The organism is Bacillus sp. FSL K6-2839, assembly GCF_038003365.1.
Taxonomy (GTDB): Bacteria; Bacillota; Bacilli; order Bacillales; family Bacillaceae; genus Bacillus.
Genome location: NZ_JBBOOZ010000001.1, coordinates 1,043,032 through 1,060,307 on the forward strand (window position 1 = coordinate 1,043,032; position 17,276 = coordinate 1,060,307).

At 40.3% G+C, this 17,276-nt stretch carries 14 protein-coding genes; all 14 read left to right on the forward strand.

Annotated elements, in window-relative coordinates:
• Positions 1 to 3: 3 nt before the first annotated feature.
• The 14 genes from MHH26_RS05075 (at position 4) to ftsZ (ending at position 17,116) form a co-directional block, all read left to right on the forward strand.
• Complete coding sequence (locus MHH26_RS05075) at positions 4 to 2,154, forward strand: penicillin-binding protein (RefSeq protein WP_340973789.1); 2,151 nt, start codon at positions 4 to 6, stop codon at positions 2,152 to 2,154.
• 125 nt (positions 2,155 to 2,279) lie between these two features.
• Positions 2,280 to 4,199: a stage V sporulation protein D gene (locus MHH26_RS05080; protein WP_106036772.1), complete on the forward strand. Its 1,920-nt coding sequence runs from the start codon at positions 2,280 to 2,282 to the stop codon at positions 4,197 to 4,199.
• Between the two features lie 212 nt (positions 4,200 to 4,411).
• Positions 4,412 to 5,887 carry a UDP-N-acetylmuramoyl-L-alanyl-D-glutamate--2,6-diaminopimelate ligase gene (locus MHH26_RS05085; RefSeq protein ID WP_060596403.1) on the forward strand — a complete coding sequence of 492 codons (1,476 nt, stop codon included), beginning with the start codon at positions 4,412 to 4,414 and terminating at the stop codon, positions 5,885 to 5,887.
• Between the two features lie 135 nt (positions 5,888 to 6,022).
• The gene (gene mraY, locus MHH26_RS05090; RefSeq protein ID WP_003211854.1) at positions 6,023 to 6,997 is read left to right on the forward strand and encodes a phospho-N-acetylmuramoyl-pentapeptide-transferase; all 975 of its coding nucleotides are present in this window, start codon (positions 6,023 to 6,025) and stop codon (positions 6,995 to 6,997) included.
• A 9-nt stretch (positions 6,998 to 7,006) separates the two neighbouring features.
• Complete coding sequence (gene murD, locus MHH26_RS05095) at positions 7,007 to 8,353, forward strand: UDP-N-acetylmuramoyl-L-alanine--D-glutamate ligase (protein ID WP_370876308.1); 1,347 nt, start codon at positions 7,007 to 7,009, stop codon at positions 8,351 to 8,353.
• 59 nt (positions 8,354 to 8,412) lie between these two features.
• On the forward strand, positions 8,413 to 9,513 hold the full coding sequence (gene spoVE / locus MHH26_RS05100; protein WP_003212197.1) for a stage V sporulation protein E: 1,101 nt from the start codon (positions 8,413 to 8,415) through the stop codon (positions 9,511 to 9,513).
• A gap of 197 nt (positions 9,514 to 9,710) precedes the next feature.
• Complete coding sequence (gene murG / locus MHH26_RS05105; protein ID WP_307499577.1) at positions 9,711 to 10,805, forward strand: undecaprenyldiphospho-muramoylpentapeptide beta-N-acetylglucosaminyltransferase; 1,095 nt, start codon at positions 9,711 to 9,713, stop codon at positions 10,803 to 10,805.
• A 31-nt stretch (positions 10,806 to 10,836) separates the two neighbouring features.
• Entirely contained in the window at positions 10,837 to 11,748 is a 912-nt protein-coding gene (gene murB, locus MHH26_RS05110; RefSeq protein ID WP_340972645.1) for a UDP-N-acetylmuramate dehydrogenase, read from the forward strand.
• A gap of 127 nt (positions 11,749 to 11,875) precedes the next feature.
• Positions 11,876 to 12,655 carry a cell division protein FtsQ/DivIB gene (locus tag MHH26_RS05115; RefSeq protein WP_060596191.1) on the forward strand — a complete coding sequence of 260 codons (780 nt, stop codon included), beginning with the start codon at positions 11,876 to 11,878 and terminating at the stop codon, positions 12,653 to 12,655.
• Positions 12,652 to 13,341 carry a DUF881 domain-containing protein gene (locus MHH26_RS05120; protein WP_060596192.1) on the forward strand — a complete coding sequence of 230 codons (690 nt, stop codon included), beginning with the start codon at positions 12,652 to 12,654 and terminating at the stop codon, positions 13,339 to 13,341. Before MHH26_RS05115 ends, MHH26_RS05120 begins: the two co-directional genes overlap by 4 nt.
• A 20-nt stretch (positions 13,342 to 13,361) precedes the next feature.
• Entirely contained in the window at positions 13,362 to 14,087 is a 726-nt protein-coding gene (locus MHH26_RS05125) for a DUF881 domain-containing protein (protein ID WP_034662544.1), read from the forward strand.
• Positions 14,087 to 14,455, forward strand: coding sequence for a small basic family protein (locus MHH26_RS05130; protein ID WP_003210988.1), 369 nt, complete (start codon positions 14,087 to 14,089; stop codon positions 14,453 to 14,455). Before MHH26_RS05125 ends, MHH26_RS05130 begins: the two co-directional genes overlap by 1 nt.
• Positions 14,456 to 14,614: 159 nt before the next feature.
• Complete coding sequence (gene ftsA / locus MHH26_RS05135; protein ID WP_034662541.1) at positions 14,615 to 15,937, forward strand: cell division protein FtsA; 1,323 nt, start codon at positions 14,615 to 14,617, stop codon at positions 15,935 to 15,937.
• 33 nt (positions 15,938 to 15,970) lie between these two features.
• A complete protein-coding gene (ftsZ, locus tag MHH26_RS05140; RefSeq protein ID WP_024424252.1) occupies positions 15,971 to 17,116 on the forward strand; it encodes a cell division protein FtsZ in 1,146 nt (381 codons plus the stop codon).
• Positions 17,117 to 17,276 lie beyond the last annotated feature (160 nt).

Sequence of the window (17,276 nt, forward strand, 5' to 3'; positions counted from 1 at the left end):
GCGATGCCTAAAAAGAATAAAATGATGAACAGAGGCGCGGCAATTGCAAGTATTTGCTTCGCCCTGTTTTTCTTTATCATCCTAGCACGTTTTATTTATATTCAGATTACAGGAACGGTTGATGGACAAGTGTTAGCTGCCAAGGCTAATGAACAATATCAATCGAAGAAAACACTTGAAGCCAAAAGAGGATCTATTTTAGACCGGAATGGAAATGTGATTGCTGAGGATACATCGGTGTATAAGCTCATTGCGGTCATGAGCAAGAAAATGACAGTAGACCCTAAGCATCCAATGCATGTCGTCGATAAAGAAAAGACGGCAAAAGAGCTCTCAAAAGTCATCGATATGAGTGAAAGCGAAATTTTAAAGCGTCTCAATACAAAAGATGCATTCCAAGTTGAGTTTGGTAAAGCGGGGAAAGATATTAGTTTTTCAACGAAGGAAAAAATTGAAAAGCTAAAGCTTCCAGGGGTCGCATTTGAAAAAGACACGAAGCGATATTATCCAAACGGCATGTTTGCTTCTAACCTGATCGGTTATGCCAGATTAGATGAGGCGACAAAGGACATGTCAGGTGCAATGGGACTTGAGAAGGCACTGAACAAATATTTAAAAGAAAAAGACGGCTATGTGACATATAACAGTGACAGAAGCGGATGGGCCTTGCCGAATAGTAAAGAAGACATTGTCGCCCCGAAAGACGGGAAAAATGTCACGCTGACCATCGATCAAAAAATTCAAGCGTTTCTTGAAGAAAGTATGACGCAGGTTGCCAAAAAGTATAAGCCGGAGAAAATCATTGCCACAGTCGTTGATCCGAAAACTGGAAAGGTTCTCGCGATGGGGCAGCGGCCAAGCTTTAATTTAAATGAACTAAACATTACGAATTATAACAATGATGTCATTTCATATGCGTTTGAACCAGGTTCGACGATGAAGATCTTTACCCTCGCTGCGGCGATCCAAGAAGGGGTCTATCAAGGCAGTGACAAATATCAATCTGGTACTTATAAAGTAGGCGGCGGCCTTGTGAGAGACCACAACAACGGAAATGGCTGGGGGAAAATTGACTTTCATCAAGGGGTTCTCCGTTCATCAAACGTGGCCTTTGCAAAGCTGGCGAAAGAAAAACTAGGCTTCACACGATACGAACAATATTTGCAGAAGTTCCATTTCTATGATAAAACGGGGATTGACTTGCCGAACGAAGCGTCTAGCAAAATCAATTATAGATACGAATATGACAAAGCATCGACGGCTTATGGTCAAGCGTCAGCCATCACACCGATTCAACAAATCGAAGCAGCCACAGCGATAGCAAACGGCGGAACAATGATGAAGCCATATGTCATTGACCATATTACAGACCCGAATACAAACAAAACGATTTTGCAGCACGAACCAACAGCAGCAGGAAAACCGATTTCATCTGATACAGCGAAGCAAGTTCGCGACATTTTAGGTGAGGTTGTTTCCTCAAAAATTGGAACAGGTCAGCCTTACCAAATCAAAGGATTCGACGTTGCTGGAAAAACAGGAACGGGGCAAATTGGGGGTGCCGGCGGTTACCTCCAAGGAAGAAACGATTACGTCTTTTCATTTATGGGAATGGCGCCAAAAGATGATCCGAAGCTGCTTGTTTATGTAGCTGTACAGCAGCCGCAGCTGTCTGAAACAGAAACAGGGTCTGCCCCGGTTTCTCAAATCTTTAACCCTGTGATGAAAAATAGTCTGCTATATTTAAATATTGCACCAACAAAAACAGACGATAAAAAATCAGGCGAACAAAAAGTGAAACAAGAAACGATGCCTTCATTCCTTGATTTAGAAGTGAAGCAGGCAGAAACAGAAGCCAAAAATAAACACTTAGCGCCTGTTGTCATCGGCGACGGCCTGTCTATTAAACGCCAGTGGCCGAGTGCGGGCTCTGAATTCTCTGAAAGCCAGAAAGTCTTCTTGAAAACAGCAGGGAAAACCATTAAGATGCCTGACATGACAGGCTGGTCCAGAAGGGAAGTCCTTCAATATGCTTCGATTTCCGGTGTGCATATAGAAACAAATGGACAAGGATATGCTGTAAAACAAAGTGTCAAAAGTGGAGCGGAGATTTCAGACAAAGTCGTCACTGTGACATTTAAAAGCCCAAATTAACTTTAAACCTAGCAAACCGCTTGCTAGGTTTTTTCTTTTGCTCCAGCTGAATATCACGTAGCGTTCTACAAAAGGACGGGCCTGCATATGATGAAAACAAGCCATATGTAAGGAGTGAACCGGGCGTGCGAGTGTCAAGTGTAACAGTGAGAAAACGATTGCTTTTCGTGCTGCTGTTTGGGGTGATCATTTTTTTCATCATAGATACTAGATTAGGATATGTGCAGTTTATTATGGGCGAGAAGCTGACAAGCTTAGCAAAAGATTCATGGAGCCGAAACCTTCCATTCGAACCGGAAAGGGGAGATATTTTGGACCGGAATGGGGTAGAGCTTGCGACGAACAAAAGTGCCCCATCTATATTGGTCGTCCCTCGGCAAATTAAAGATCCCGCAGAAACAAGCAAGAAATTGGCAGCAGTACTGAATATGTCTGAAGAGAAAGCGTACAAGCATGTCACGAAGAAAACATCAATTGAACGAATTTCTCCTGAGGGCAGAAAGGTATCTCATGAAAAAGCAAAAGAAGTAAGAGAGCTTGATTTAGAAGGTGTGTATGTAGCAGAAGACAGCATCAGACATTATCCGTTTGGCAGCTTTCTTTCACATGTACTGGGCTTTGCTGGAATCGATAATCAAGGTTTACTTGGACTGGAAGCCTACTATGACGATGACTTAAAAGGCGAAAAAGGCTCTGTAAAGTTTTATTCCGATGCAAAAGGGCAGAAAATGCCAGATGAAGCAGACGATTATACACCACCTAAAGATGGTCTTGATATGAAATTAACAGTCGATTCAAAAGTACAAACCATTATAGAACGGGAATTAGACAATGCGCAGGCAAAGTATAATCCAGATGGTATGATTGCGATTGCGATGAATCCGAAAAATGGTGAAGTGCTGGGAATGTCAAGCAGACCAGATTTTGATCCAGCTGACTATCAATCAGTTGACCCAAAAGTGTTTAACCGAAATCTTCCGGTGTGGAGCACATATGAGCCGGGTTCGACGTTTAAAATTATTACACTTGCAGCAGCATTAGAAGAGAAGAAAGTTAATTTAAAACGAGATTCATTTTTTGACAGCGGATCTGTGACAGTTGATGGTGCAAGACTCAGGTGCTGGAAAAAAGGCGGGCACGGATCACAGTCATTCTTGGAAGTGGTTCAAAATTCCTGTAACCCCGGCTTTGTAGAGCTAGGAGACCGTCTTGGGAAAGATAAATTATTTTCCTATATTAAAAATTTCGGATTTGGCCAAAAAACAGGAATCGACCTTCAAGGGGAAGGGCGGGGGATTTTGTTCCCGCTTGATCGTGTAGGTCCTGTAGAGCAGGCGACCACGGCCTTTGGGCAAGGTGTATCTGTTACGCCTATTCAGCAAGTAGCTGCAGTAGCAGCTGCGGTAAATGGCGGGACACTTTACACGCCTTATATTGCAAAAGAATGGATAGATCCAATCACAAAAGAGGTCGTGAAAAAGCAATCACCGATTGCCAAAAAGAAAGTGATTTCAGCAGAGACATCTAAAGAAATCAGGTTTGCACTTGAAAGTGTAGTCGCCCAAGGAACTGGCCGAAATGCATTTGTTGAAGGGTATCGGGTCGGCGGAAAAACAGGAACAGCACAGAAGGTAAAGGACGGAAAGTATATGGAGAATAACCACATTGTGTCGTTTATCGGATTTGCGCCTGCAGATGACCCAAGTATTGTAGTCTATGTGGCTGTGGATAACCCAAAAGGCACCATTCAATTTGGTGGTACCGTGGCCGCACCAATTGTTGGTCATATTATGCGGGACAGCCTGCCTGAGATGGGTGTGAAAAAAAGAAAAGGCCAAATTGAAAAGAAGTATCAGTGGCTGGACACAAAAACCATTGAAGTACCGAATCTTGTAGGGGGATCTGTTTCAGATCTTGAATCCCTTTTGATCAACCTTAAGATCGATGCCTCAGGAACTGGCAGTAAAGTAGTGAAGCAATCACCTGCTGCTGGGACAAAGGTTAAAGAAGGCTCCACGATCAGATTATACTTAAACGATGAATAATAAAGAATGAACAGAGGGTAGCCGCACTCATTCGGCTGCCTCTTTTTGTTGAAAGAGAAGGACCGTTTGAAAAAAAGAGTCCAAAGTGTGTTTTTTCCAACAGAAACTTAAGGAATACGCTGGATGTATCCTTTTTTTTACGATAAAATATAGACTGTGTGTTTTTTTCACAAGACATGCACGTGAACGAATTTGAGAGGTTTGATATGAAAATGAAATTACAAGAACTGCTTACATACTTTAAAAGTGAAAACAACGAATTGATAAACGAAAATCCTGATATCACTTCCATTGAAATGGATTCAAGAGAGGTGAAAAAGGGAAGCCTTTTTGTCTGTATAAAAGGCTATACAGTAGATGGACACGATTATGCTGAAAAAGCGGTGAAAAGCGGGGCTGCAGCAATTGTAGCGGAACACCCTCTTAACATAACAGATGTACCAGTCATTATTGTGAAACACTCTCAAAGAGCACTTGCAAGAATAGCTGATGCGTTTTACGAACAGCCCACTCATAAGCTGAATCTTATCGGGATCACAGGCACAAACGGAAAAACCTCAACAACACACATGATCGAACAAATGATGAGAAAAGCCGAGAAGAAAACAGGCTTAATCGGTACGATGTATATGAAGGTAAATGATGACATTCTCGACGTGAAAAACACCACACCTGAAAGTGTCACACTTCAGAAAACGTTTAAACAGATGCTTGATCAAGATGTAGACACAGCCATCATGGAAGTATCATCACATGCCCTCCATCTTGGCAGGGTGCATGGATGTGATTATGATATTGCTGTTTTCACAAACCTTACGCAGGACCATCTTGACTACCACAACACAATGGAAGAATATAAACATGCGAAAAGCTTGCTGTTTTCTCAGCTCGGAAGCGCCTTTCATCACAATAAACCCAAGCATGCGATTTTAAATGCAGATGATGAGGCTTCGAGTTATTTTGAAAAAGTCACAGCTGCTGAAGTCATGACGTATGCCTTAGAGCAAAAAGCAGATGTCATGGCAAAGAATATTCAAATTATGCCAAAGGGAACTCAATTTGATTTGGTCACTCCAATTGGCACCAAGAATGTGACGGTTGCCCTCGTCGGAAAGTTCAATGTGTATAATATCCTGGCAGCTGTATCAGTCGGGATCGTATCTGGCTTAACGTTTGAGTCGATCGTTAGTGCGATTGAAGAGCTGGAGGGAGTCAAAGGCAGATTTGAACTTGTAAACTGCGATCAAGATTTCCCTGTCATCGTCGATTACGCGCATACACCTGACAGTTTAGAAAATGTCCTCACAACGTGTAGAGAATTAACAGAGGGCAAAATTTTCTGTGTGATTGGCTGCGGTGGCGACCGTGATAAAACAAAGCGCCCTCAAATGGCCCAAATCGCTGTGAAATATGCAGATGAACCTGTATTTACATCAGACAACCCAAGAAGCGAAGATCCTTCAGCCATTTTAAAAGATATGGAAAATGGGGTGCCAGACGCATATTATCATAGCTTTGTGAATCGGAAACAAGCCATCTTCTTTGCCATTGCCAATGCGAAAAAAGGCGATACAGTCTTAATAGCAGGTAAAGGCCATGAGACATATCAAATCATTGGCGATCAAGTCTATGACTTTGATGATGCAAAGGTTGCAGTTGACGCTATTTTAGATCTAAACAAATCTTAAAATGATGAAAAGAGTGTAATGAAATGAAGCATTTTGTACAAAAACAACATACGAAGAACGCGAATGAATACCATAATAATGAATGCAATTTTCTGATGGAAAACGGCTTTGGAAATTCGGAAGGAGTAAAGAACGATGCTTGAACAGGTGATATTGTTTACAATCATAATGGGATTTTTAATCAGTGTTCTTTTATCCCCGATTTTTATACCGTTTTTAAGAAGACTTAAATTTGGTCAAAGTATTAGAGAAGAAGGCCCGCAGTCTCACCAAAAGAAATCTGGTACTCCGACAATGGGCGGAATTATGATTATCTTTTCTATCACCATTACAACGATTGTGATGATCAACAAATTCTCTGAGATTAGTCCAGAAATGTTTTTACTGTTATTTGTCACACTTGGTTACGGCCTATTAGGATTTTTAGATGATTATATTAAAGTAGCGATGAAACGAAATCTTGGATTAACATCGAAACAGAAATTAATCGGTCAAATTGTGATCGCAGTGATCTTTTATGCAGTTTTCCATTATTATCAGTTTGCAACGACGATTCGCATTCCAGGAACAGACGTCAGCTTTGATTTAGGATGGGCTTACTTTATCCTTGTCGTTTTCATGCTTGTCGGAGGTTCTAATGCCGTGAACTTAACGGATGGACTGGATGGTCTCTTATCTGGAACCGCTGCTATTGCTTTCGGAGCTTTTGCCATACTGGCTTGGAATCAATCCCAGTATGATGTAGCGATCTTTTCAGTAGCTGTTGCAGGAGCCGTCCTTGGCTTCCTTGTGTTTAACGCACATCCTGCAAAAGTATTTATGGGTGATACAGGTTCTCTAGCATTAGGCGGAGCCATTGTAGCAATTGCGATTTTAACGAAGCTTGAAATTTTACTTGTCATTATTGGTGGAGTATTTGTTGTTGAGACGCTATCCGTTATTCTTCAAGTGATCTCCTTTAAAACAACCGGCAAAAGAATCTTTAAGATGAGTCCGCTTCACCACCACTATGAGTTAGTTGGCTGGTCAGAGTGGAGAGTAGTTGTCACCTTCTGGACAGCTGGTTTATTACTTGCTGTTTTAGGAATTTACATCGAGGTGTGGTTATAATTGAATAAGATGCAAATGTTAAAAAACGAACATGTACTAGTATTAGGTCTTGCAAAAAGCGGATATGCGGCAGCTTCAATTCTTCATGAACATGGAGTAAATGTGACGGTAAATGATCAAAAACCGTTTGAAGAAAACGAACCTGCTCAGCTACTTTCTGGAAAGGGGATTGATGTCGTTTGTGGCAGTCATCCTCTTCGTATATTCGAAGATAAAGAAATTACGATTTTAATTAAAAATCCAGGAATTCCATATGAAAATGTGATGGTTCAAGAAGCGCTTCGCCGCCAAATTCCAGTTTGGACGGAAATAGAATTAGCGTATCATTTAACCTCATCCCCTTTTATTGGGATTACTGGATCGAATGGAAAAACCACTACCACGACTTTGATTTATGAAATGCTGAAAAAAGACAGCCAAAAAACATTAGTGGCGGGTAATATTGGAACAGTTGCCAGCGAAGTCGCTGCAAATGCAGCTGGCGATGAGTGGATCGTAACGGAACTCTCTTCTTTTCAGTTAATGGGAACAGTTGAGTTTAGACCTAAAATCAGCTTAATATTAAATATTTTTGATGCACATCTAGACTATCACCACACTCGTGATGAATATGAAAAAGCAAAGCAGAAAGTATTCGCACATCAACATGAAGATGACATCGCAGTAATTAACCTAGATGATCCATCGGTCGTAAAACTGGCAGAAGGTTCAAAAGCAAAAAAAGTGTTTTTCTCAGTGAAAGAGCCAGTAGAACATGGTGCGTTTATTCAACATGGTGCAATTTACTACAAGAATGAACATATCATTGATGTAAAGGATGTTGTCCTTCCTGGTGAGCATAACCAAGAAAACATTCTGGCAGCTATTTGTGTTGTGAAAAATGCAGGCTGCTCAAATGAAGCAATCGTACACGTTCTCACGACATTTAGTGGAGTGAAGCATCGTCTGCAGTTTGTAGATACAATTCAAAGTCGGAAATTTTATAACGATAGTAAAGCAACCAATATTTTGGCAACAAGTAAAGCATTGTCAGCCTTCGAACAACCGACCATTTTATTAGCAGGTGGACTTGATCGCGGCAATGAATTTGATGAATTGAAACCTTTCATGAAAAATGTAAAAGGAATTATCACATTTGGTGAGACTGCACCTAAGTTTGTGAAGCTTGGTGAAGAGCTTGGAATACATCACGTAAAACATGTCGATAATGTTGAACAAGCAGTACCTGCGGCGTTTAACATATCTGAAGAAGAAGACGTGATTTTATTATCTCCGGCTTGTGCAAGCTGGGATCAACATAAAACATTTGAAGAACGTGGAGACATGTTTGTAAACGCCGTGCATATGCTTAAATAAGGGCTTGTCTCTCATATGACTGACAGCCCAAATGAAATTATGCTTGGGGTGTCGGTCTCTTGACGAATAAGAAAACTTCTCCGGATTTTTTGCTTGTTGTCATTACGTTACTTTTATTGACGATTGGTTTAATTATGGTGTACAGCGCTAGTGCTGTGTGGGCATCGTATAAATTTGATGATTCGTTTTATTTTGCAAAAAGACAGCTTTTGTTTGCCGGAATCGGAGTTATCGCAATGTTTTTCATTATGCGAGTCGATTATTGGACGTGGCGGACTTGGTCAAAGATATTGATTGCTGTTTGTTTTCTCCTTTTGCTGCTTGTACTCATTCCTGGTATCGGTATGGAGAGAAATGGATCAAGAAGCTGGATCGGTGTCGGTGCGTTTAGTATTCAGCCCTCTGAATTTATGAAGCTTGCGATGATTGCGTTTCTTGCAAAATTCTTATCTGAAAAACAAAAAAATATCACATCCTTTCGCAAAGGTTTTGCCCCAGCTTTAGGCATTGTATTTTCTGCATTTGCCATCATTATGCTTCAGCCGGATCTGGGAACAGGAACGGTGATGGTTGGAACCTGTATTATTATGATATTTGTTTCAGGTGCGAGAATTGCTCACTTTATATTTCTCGGTCTTATAGGACTCAGCGGGTTTGCTGCACTTGTCTTATCAGCACCCTACCGAATAAAACGAATTACATCGTACTTAAATCCTTGGGAAGATCCGCTAGGCAGTGGGTTTCAAATTATTCAATCCTTATACGCTGTTGGTCCAGGTGGTCTGTTCGGAATGGGACTTGGTCAAAGTAGACAAAAATTCTTCTATTTACCTGAGCCCCAAACGGACTTCATCTTTGCGATATTGTCTGAAGAGCTTGGCTTTATAGGGGGATCACTCATTTTACTCCTCTTTAGTGTTCTATTATGGAGAGGCATACGAATAGCACTTGGAGCCCCAGATTTATATGGAAGTTTCCTGGCAGTTGGTATTATTTCAATGGTTGCCATTCAAGTAATGATTAACATCGCAGTTGTCACTGGACTTATTCCTGTGACAGGTATCACGCTCCCATTCCTTAGTTATGGCGGCTCATCACTGACATTAATGCTGATGGCGATTGGCGTACTTTTGAATGTAAGCAGGTACGCAAGATATTAACGTGCTGAAGCTCATGAAACCATGTTGACGTTTATTTTGCAAAAGTACAAAAAAATGATTTGAAGAGTGAAAATGACAGTTTTTGTTTCGAAAACGTGTTTTTTGACTCTTCTTTACAGGTTTTAACGGAGCCCTGTTGTTTAAAACAGGGTTTATACTTTGTTCAGAGCAGAAAAAAATTGAGGGGAAATGGTATAATGCGTATAGTAATCAGTGGAGGCGGAACAGGCGGACATATTTATCCGGCCTTAGCCTTTATTAAAGAAGTGAAAAGACTGCATCCTGATGTGGAATTTTTATATATCGGTACTGAAAATGGACTTGAAAAGAAAATTGTAGAAAGAGAAAATATCCCTTTCAAGGCGATAGAAATTTCAGGTTTTAAACGAAAGCTTTCCTTTGATAACGTCAAAACGGTGATGAGATTTTTGAAAGGCGTTCAAAAAAGCAAATCTTACTTAAAAGAATTCAAGCCTGATGCGGTCATTGGAACAGGCGGTTATGTGTGTGGGCCTGTAGTTTATGCGGCTTCTAAGCTGAAGATCCCGACTATTATACACGAACAAAACAGCCTGCCTGGTATTACAAATAAGTTCCTAGCGAGATATGTTAATAAAGTAGCCATCTGCTTTGACGAAGCAAAGGCACATTTTCCTTCTGAAAAGGTTGTATTTACGGGAAACCCTAGAGCCTCTGAAGTCGTCTCTATAAAAGAGGGGAAATCTCTTAAAGAATTTGGGCTCGATGAACAGAAAAAAACGGTTCTTATTTTCGGCGGGAGCCGAGGTGCTGCTCCTATCAATAGAGCAGTGATCGAAATGCAAGATGATTTAAAGGATAAAAACTACCAGCTTTTATATATCACAGGTGAGGTTCATTATGAAAAAGTGTTGAATGAGCTAAAGGAAAAAGGTGCAGCACCTAATATGATCACAAAACCTTTCTTGCATCAAATGCCGGAGTACCTGAAATCGATCGATGTGATAGTTGCAAGAGCGGGAGCTACAACAATTGCTGAAGTAACGGCTCTTGGAATCCCAACCATTTTTATTCCGAGCCCATACGTGACGGCAAATCATCAGGAAATCAATGCAAGATCACTTGAAAAACATGAGGCTGCGATTGTTTTAAGAGAATCAGAGCTTTCAGGAGATCGTCTGCTGCATGCAATTGATGAAATTGCCGGTAATGAAGAAAAACTCAACCAAATGAGCCGTCTAACGAAAGAACTCGGAGTACCAGATGCGGCTGCACGTTTATATAATGTGTTAAAAGAAATTACGACTACATGATGGAATGATATTAGGTAAGGCGGAGGGTAATATGGAGAACTTGAAGAATGAATTATTAGAAGCGCAAGTTGGTAAAGTACTTGAAAATGAGCCGCTTGCTAATCATACAACAATGAAAATAGGCGGACCAGCAGATCTTTTGATCATCCCAAAAGATATCGATGCAGTTAAAACGATCATGGATCAGGTGAAAAAACACCATACGAATTGGACGGTCATTGGAAGAGGATCGAATTTACTTGTACTTGATAAAGGAATTCGTGGAGTTGTCCTAAAGCTAGGTGCTGGACTGGATCACCTAACTGTAAATGATGAAGAAATTACAGTTGGCGGCGGCTATTCTGTCGTAAGGCTCGCGACATCTCTTAGTAAGCAGGGTCTTTCAGGGTTGGAATTCGCAGCTGGTATTCCAGGGTCTATTGGAGGCGCTGTTTATATGAACGCAGGTGCACATGGATCTGATATCAGTAAGATTCTTGTGAAAGCTAGAATCTTATTTGAAGATGGAAGCATCGAGTGGCTCACAAATGAACAGATGAATTTCAGCTATCGAACATCAGTCCTTCAAAAGGAACGACCTGGCATTGTTCTCGAAGCCGTGTTTAAGCTCAAACAGGATGATCGCGAAAAACTCACAAAGAAAATGCAGCAAAATAAAGATTATCGTAAAGAAACCCAGCCTTATAACCGGCCATGTGCTGGCAGTATTTTTCGAAATCCGCTGCCTGAATATGCAGGACAGCTTGTAGAAAAAGCGAATTTAAAAGGATACCAAATCGGCGGAGCTAGAATTTCTGATATGCACGGCAACTTTATAGTCAACGCTGGTGGAGCTACTGCTCAAGACGTGCTGGACTTAATTCAGTACATCCAAAAGAAAATTAAAGAAGACTACAACGTAGATATGCATACAGAGGTAGAAATTATCGGTGAAGAAAATTAACAGCTAGTTTTTATGAATGATGGCATCACAGGAAAACAAACGGCATGAAAGAATGCCGTTTGTTTTCTCATCAAAATGATGACCCAAAGGTGTGGACAAGCAGCTTTGAATGAGGTGAAGAGTATATATGCGGCCTGATCATGAAAATGAAAAGATCGTCAATATAGAAGAGCGAATTCCTAAAATTAAAGAACAAAGGAAGCAAAAAGCGAATCGTAGACTGATCTCTTTTATACTACTGTTTTTTATCATGGTTTTAATTATTATTTATTTGCAAACACCAATCAGCAAAATTTCTTCTTTAACCATCACAGGTAACGAGCATGTCTCTACAAAACAGCTTGTTAAACTTTCACAAATTAAAGAAGGCGAAACAGAGTTTTGGAATTTAAATAAAGATATAACAGCAGATCATATTAAACAAAATAAACTGATTAAAAGCGTTAGGATCAAAAAACATTTCCCAAATAAGGTCAGTATTGCTGTCAAAGAATATGCAAATATTGCGTATCTTCAAAAGGGAAATCTATATTATGAGCTTCTTGAAAATGGGACCGCTTTACCAGAAGAAGTTACACCGAGTCATGCAGGACCTATTTTTGTCGATTGGGACAATAAGGAGAAGCTGAAGCAAACCGTTAGATCTTTAAATCAGCTGCCAGCCTCTATTCAGGAACTCATCTCAGAAGTATATTATGTGCCGACAAATTCAAACCAGTGGCTAGTTAAATTTTATATGAATGACGGAAACACTGTGATTGCATCAATTAAAACATTCGGTGATAAAATGAAAACCTATCCAGCCATTGTAAAAGAACTTTCGTCTTCTGAAAAAGGCACAATCCATATGGAAGTCGCTACGTATTTTGAAGCGTTTAAATCTAAGAAAAAGGAAGATGAGCGTTGAGAGGCAAAACAGTTATATTCTCAATTGTCATGCTTGTTCTTGGTTTTCTGATTTCTTTTTCATACCAATATACAAAGCAGCATCAGGCAGATGTCATTCGAACCGAGCAATGGAAAAAAGAATACTCTCTGAAAAGTCAGCTCACAAAGCAAGAAAAGGCGAATCAGAAACTCGAAAAAGAATTATATAGTCTTCAATCAAAGGTTCAAGCGACAGAGTCCAATTTGAAAAATGAAAAAGAGCAGTATTTTAATGTACTGGAAGATGTTGAGAAATACAGAATGTTTACAGGAGAGATTGGTGTAAAAGGAAAAGGGGTCAAAGTATCTCTTGAAGATGCATCTTATATCCCGAGTGGACAAAATGTCAATAATTACATTGTGCATGAGAGCCACATTTTTCATGTGATAAACGAACTATTTATATCAGGGGCTTCTGCTGTATCTATTAATGGGCAAAGAATCACACACCAATCATACATACATTGTAACGGTCCAGTTGTCACAGTTGATGGTGTTCAGCATCCAGCACCATTTGTCATTTCTGGTATTGGAGATCCGGCTGTGTTAATACCTGCTTTAAATATTGCAGGAGGAGTGGTCGATCAGCTGACAAGTGATCACATTTCAATGACGATTGAGAAAACGGATATTCGTATGAACCCTCTTTTAAGAAACAAAGATTAAAAGTGAAAAGGTGAGTGGTGTTGAGGAAAAAGAAGCCTTTACTTAGTTTAACAGCTTTAATGATCATATTTGGCATCATGGTCTCCATCCAGTTTAATTCTTTACAAAAGCCCAAAGTTCGTGATACTCGTGATGTTTGGGAACTGAGAGAGGATTTATCTGCATCTAAAAGTAAGGAATTGGATTTGCTCAAAGAAATTGATAAATACGACGAGATGCTAAAAAAATATGGTCATCAAGGAGATCAATCAAAAGAAGCACAATTAACAAAAACGTTAAAAGATTTAAAAGAAAAGGCTGGTTTTACAGAAGTGGAAGGGGAGGGGATTGAAATTGAAATTTCTCAGCTTTTTTCAAAGGACCTTACCGGAGAAGAAGTGAAAAATATCCCGCCTGATCTTCTGAAAAAGTTAATTAATGAAGCCAATATGTTTGGGGCAAAACATATTTCCATCAATGATCGCCGTGTAATTAATACAAGTGTGATTCGAGATATTAATGGCACGACAAAAATAGATGGTTACAGCTTAGATAGTGATGAAGTCACCATTAAAATGATTAGTGAGCAGGCCGACAAATTATACAGCCGTTTAAATGTATCAGATATTGGTGATTTGTTTGCTCAGGAAAACTTCAGCTTGAGTATGAGCCAGCCGAAGAAAAAAATCCATTTAAAAGCATATGACGGTGCAATTCAAGTAAACGAATTGAAGCCTCTTGAAGATGTAAAGGAGGGAAAATCTTAATGTGGCTTCCTGTACTTGGCTTAATCATAGGAGTTGCGATCGGTTTCTTAACAAATTTTACGATACCGAATGAGTATTCTAATTATCTTTCCCTCGCTGTACTTGCTGCGCTTGATACATTGATTGGTGGAATCCGGGCACATCTGCAAGGGGCATACGATGAACTAGTGTTTGTATCAGGCTTCTTCTTTAATATTATACTCGCAATAAGTTTAGCTTTTCTGGGCGTCCATCTTGGTGTAGACTTGTACTTAGTCGGAATGTTTGCATTCGGCGTTAGATTGTTTCAAAATATAGCAGTTATCAGAAGAATTCTACTAACAAAATGGACAATTTCAAGAGAAAAAAAGAAAAAAAGTGAGTCATAAAAAAGGATATACATATGATGTAACGAATATTTTCAGTAATCCTAATAAAAAATGTTGATTTTTTAAGTTTTGTTACACACTTGTAAAAACACATTCATTGTATTGTTGTTCAGCAAATAATAGAATAGAAAGTATTGATATGTGAGGAGGTGCCATAGAATGAACAACAATGAAATTTACGTCAGCCTTGACATCGGTACATCCAATATAAAAGTCATCGTCGGAGAAATGGCGGATGATTCGCTTAACATTATAGGTGTTGGAAATGTCCCTTCAGAGGGGTTAAAAAAAGGATCGATTGTTGATATAGATGAGACAGTTCATTCTATTAGACAAGCATTTGAACAGGCTGAGAGAATGGTAGGATTTCCTTTACAAAAGGCTATTGTCGGAATTAACGGAAACCACATTCATATTCAGAATACGAGCGGCGTGGTCGCAGTATCTAGTGAAAACAAAGAAATACATGCTGAAGATGTGAGACGTGTCTTAGATGCAGCACAAGTAGTATCTATTCCTCAAGAACATCTCGTCGTAGACGTGATTCCGAGACAATTTATCGTCGACGGAAGAGATGAGATCACAGATCCGAAAAAAATGCTTGGTGTTCGGCTAGAGGTGGAAGGATCGTTAATTACAGGTTCTAAAACGATTCTACATAACTGGCTCCGATGTGTAGAAAGAGCTGGAATTGAAATTATGGATATTTGCTTGCAGCCAATCGCATCGGGCTCAGCAGCATTATCGAAAGATGAAAAAAATCTCGGGGTAGCTCTTGTCGATATTGGCGGCGGATCTACAACGATTTCCGTATTTGAAAACGGGCATCTCTATTCTACTCACAGTATCCCTTTGGGCGGAGAGAACATTACAAAAGATTTGTCTATAGGACTTAGAACTTCCACTGAAGAAGCTGAACGAATCAAAAAACAATTTGGGCATGCGTTTTATGATGAGGCATCGACTGAGGAGACATTTGAAGTTTCTGTGATCGGTACCGATCAAAAACAAACGTATACACAACTTGATGCGGCTAACATTATTGAAGCGCGGCTGGAGGAAATCCTGCTCTTTGTGGCAGAGGAATTAAGAAATATGGGTGTCCATGATTTGCCTGGTGGATTCGTTCTAACAGGTGGACAGGCAGCCATACCAGGTATCCTTTCTCTTGCACAAACGGTCTTGCAAAACAATGTCAGGATTGCAAGTCCGAATTATATCGGGGTGAGAGAGCCTCAATATATGACAGGAGTGGGTCTGATCCACTTTGCTTATCGCAATGCAAAGATTCAGGGCAGACAGGTTGGATTCCAAATGCCAGATGAGGCGTTTCATGAAGTAGGCGCATCCATGGAGCCGGTTTCTTCTGCACCACAAGTGAAAGAAGCGCAGCCAAGACCGAAAGTAAAACAAAAAGCACAACAAGAGACAAATAAAAAACCGGGCAAAATGAAAAAACTATTTAATATGTTCTGGGAATAGAATTAGATTTTCGACGGATTAGGAGGATTCAGCATGTTGGAGTTTGAAACAAATATAGACGGCCTAGCATCAATTAAAGTAATCGGAGTAGGTGGCGGCGGGAATAACGCTGTCAACCGAATGATCGAAAATGACGTACAAGGTGTCGATTTTATTGCAGTCAATACAGATGCACAGGCGTTAAATCTATCAAAAGCAGAAACTAAAATGCAAATCGGTGCTAAGCTGACAAGAGGGCTTGGAGCAGGTGCGAATCCTGAGGTCGGTAAGAAGGCTGCTGAGGAAAGCAAAGAGCAGATTGAAGAAGTACTAAAAGGCGCAGACATGGTCTTCGTTACAGCTGGTATGGGCGGTGGAACTGGTACGGGTGCTGCACCTGTCATTGCAAAAATCGCTAAAGATTCTGGTGCATTGACAGTTGGAGTCGTGACTCGTCCTTTCACATTTGAAGGAAGAAAGCGTCAGCTTCAAGCAGTTGAAGGAATTGCTTCTATGAAAGAAGCAGTTGACACATTAATCGTGATTCCAAACGATCGCTTGCTTGAAATTGTTGATAAAAACACGCCAATGCTGGAAGCATTCCGCGCGGCAGATAACGTGCTTAGACAAGGTGTTCAAGGGATTTCCGATTTAATTGCAACACCAGGTCTGATTAACCTTGACTTTGCTGACGTGAAAACAATCATGTCCAATAAAGGTTCGGCTCTTATGGGTATTGGTGTTGCAACAGGTGAAAACCGTGCTGCTGAAGCAGCGAAGAAAGCCATTTCTTCACCACTTCTAGAAACAGCGATCGATGGTGCTCAAGGCGTCATCATGAACATTACGGGTGGCACGAACCTAAGTCTTTATGAAGTGCAAGAAGCAGCGGATATTGTGGCTTCTGCATCTGATGAAGATGTAAACATGATTTTCGGGTCTGTCATCAATGATAACTTGAAGGATGAAATTGTGGTGACTGTGATCGCAACTGGATTTATTGAGCAAGAGCCAGAAGTGACAAAACCACAAAGAAATCCACTAGGACAAGGATTAAAGCAAAATCAATCCATTCCTCAAAAACGTGAAGTAAAACGTGAGGAACATCAGCAGCCATCATCTCAGCCGAGACAAAATACACAATCAAGTGATGACACGCTGGACATTCCAACGTTCTTACGCAACCGCAATAAACGCTAATCGAGTATAGCTTAACCCCTTCCATTGGAAGGGGTTTTTTCATGTCTCAACGTATAAGGGGACTCTAATCAAAAAGTCTTAAATGTGTGAGAGCCACTTCATCTTTCATATGTAATTTGACTTAAGGTGATTAAGAAAAAAGAATCATTTTTAACCCCTC